We start from the raw sequence: 1118 nt of genomic DNA on the forward strand, positions 1-1118 counted from the left end.
GACGCCGCCGTCGATCACCATCTTCGTCGCCGTCGTCCACGTGGACTCGTCGGACAGCAGGTAAAGGACCCCGTTCGAGATCTCGACCGGGTCCATCATGTGCTCACCCTGGTGGAAGTGGTTGAACACGCCCTGGAGGTACTCGTTGCCGACCGAGAGCTTCTCATTGTCCACATGCCGGGCCATCTCGGTGTCGACCGGACCCGGGTGCACAGTGTTCACCCGGATGTTGTGCTTGCCCAGCTCGGCGGCCAGTGTCTGGCCGATCCCCGTGACTGCGAACTTGGATGCCACATAGGGCATGTTGAACGGGCCGCCCTTGAGTCCGAACCCGGACGAGATCAGGACGATCGACCCGCCGTTCCCGGCTTCCACCATCACCGGGGCAGATGCCAGCACGGTGTTCCACGTACCCATGAGGTTGACCTCGATGACGTCGCGGAACTCATCCTCGGTGAACCCGTCCCACGGCGCCCAGGTCGCGATGGCGGCGTTGGCGACGACTCCGTCCAGCCTGCCCAGCTCGGCCACGCCGGCACTGACCACCTCCTTGAGCCGTGCGAGGTCCCGCACGTCAGCCTGCTCGGCGACGATGCGCCGGCCCAACCCCTCGACCAGCGCGACGGTCTCCTTCAGATCCTCGGGGGTGGCGCCGGGGTACGAGGTGACGGACGGAATCGACTCACAGATGTCGACCGCGATGATGTCCGCGCCCTCCTCCGCCAATCGGACCGCGTGGGACCGGCCTTGCCCGCGTGCAGCGCCGGTGATAAAGACGACCTTGCCGTCCATGCGTCCTGCCATGTTGATGCTCCGTTCTATGGAATTGGTGAGCGCCCAAGGGCACCCGGAAATCCGGACCCGACTACGCGTCGGTCTCGGACGCCTTGAACATGTCCACCCCGGCATTCGGAGTGTTCACATAGTCGCGTTGGGCGCCCGAGGCATGCCCGGGCACGGGCATGGGCACGGGCACCGGAGTCGATAGGCAGCACTCCGATGCCCGGCACCGGGCCCGTCAGCCGTTCGTTCGTTGTTCCCTACCAGGCGACGACGCCGCCGTCGATCACCATCTTCGACGCCGTCGTCCACGTGGACTCGTCGGACAGCAGGTACAG

Annotated in this window: 1 protein-coding gene; it reads right to left on the bottom strand. The window is 65.7% G+C overall.

What is annotated here, in order from left to right; all coding sequences use genetic code 11:
* A partial coding sequence (locus AC5RVV_RS17490) for a mycofactocin-coupled SDR family oxidoreductase (protein ID WP_494002623.1) occupies positions 1-804 on the bottom strand: 804 nt, incomplete at its 3' end.
* Positions 805-1118 lie beyond the last annotated feature (314 nt).

This window comes from Arthrobacter sp. MDT2-34-1 (genome assembly GCF_059091365.1).